Source organism: Luteolibacter sp. Y139 (assembly GCF_038066715.1).
Classification (GTDB): Bacteria; Verrucomicrobiota; Verrucomicrobiia; order Verrucomicrobiales; family Akkermansiaceae; genus Haloferula; species Haloferula soli.
Genome location: NZ_JBBUKT010000028.1, coordinates 1 through 1,261 on the forward strand (window position 1 = coordinate 1; position 1,261 = coordinate 1,261).

General features: G+C 58.9%; 2 protein-coding genes. Both read right to left on the minus strand.

Annotation, left to right across the window (positions count from 1 at the left end; all coding sequences use genetic code 11):
- Positions 1-343 (minus strand): DsbA family protein (locus WKV53_RS28565; protein ID WP_341408266.1); only part of this gene is annotated, 343 nt, incomplete at its 3' end.
- Complete coding sequence (locus tag WKV53_RS28570; RefSeq protein ID WP_345789694.1) at positions 340-846, minus strand: redoxin domain-containing protein; 507 nt, start codon at positions 844-846, stop codon at positions 340-342. The genes WKV53_RS28570 and WKV53_RS28565, both read right to left, overlap by 4 nt.
- Between the last annotated feature and the right edge of the window lie 415 nt (positions 847-1,261).

Sequence of the window (1,261 nt, forward strand, 5' to 3'; positions counted from 1 at the left end):
TCGCCGCGTATTCGGCGAGGTCGTCATAATCGAGGGCATCCTGGTTTTCGAACAGGACGTCGTGCATTTCCCAGAAGGCGCCTTGAGCGCCGGCCTCTTCGGCAGCTTCCGCGGCGCGCTCCGCGTGCGGGTGCGCTTTGCTCAGTGGGAAATGGCGGAAAGCGAAACAGATGCGATCGCCCACGCTTTCCAGAATGGCTTTGACCAGCGTGTGGGCGGCCCCACAGAAGGGACACTCGTAGTCGCCATACTCCAGGAGAGAGGCGGATGCATTTTCCGGCCCTAGAGTATGATCGCGTTTGCCGATTGGAACGGTCAGGCGTTCGACAAGTTCGTGTTTCATGATACTGTAGCTGCCTCCTTTTTAGTTTGGAGTTCTTCCAGCGCGGAAAGAATGCCTGCGGCCCCAGGATTCACGCCGACCGGCGAGACGTGGCTCCAATGTATGAAGCCGTCGGCATCGATCACAAACAGCGCCCGCTCGCTGACGCCGTCCTTATCACGATAAACGCCGTAGGAACGCGCCACCGCACCTTTCGGTTCAAAATCGGCGAGCAGCGGAAAGTGTAGCTTGCGATCCTTCGCGAAAGCCGCGTGGCACCAGGTGCCATCCACCGAGATGCCCACGAGCGCCGCGCCAAGCTTCTGAAACTCGGGAAGAATCTCATTGTAGAGCGCCATCTGGTCGCCACAGACCGGACTCCAATCCGCCGGATAAAACGCCACAATCACCGGCTGTCCGCGGAATTCACTCAAGGTCACCCATTGGTCCGGCGTGCTGCGCAGACTAAAGTCGGGAGCTTCGTCCCCCGCCGGCAACGCCGTGCGGGGGCTCTTTGAATACATTTGCTCGTAGTTGGCTTCGTTGCTCATGGTCGTGCTTCTTTCTGGTTGGGACAGCCTTTTGATCGTCGGAATCAAGGCACCAGCGAGACGCCGGGCTAAATCAGCGGCTCGCTCTCCTTTTCGCCACTACGGTGGGCTGCTTTCAGAAGGTGGGCTGCTTGCTCTCCGACTGCCGCTTGGCCGCTAGGAATCTGTTGCTGACGGGAGGCCGCTGAAAAAACCCATCGGGTATGCCTCAAACCGGAGGGCGGGGAAAATGTGGCTTCGGGAAAAATCGAAACGCTGGAAACCGCAACGCTGGAAAAAATGCCCGGCGAAAGCCGCAATGTCGCGGGGTCGGGATGTCAAAGAGGGAGACTCACCTAAAGTTCGCCGGTCGTCCAATCGAATCTCGGCTGGCCGGATCGATGTTCCA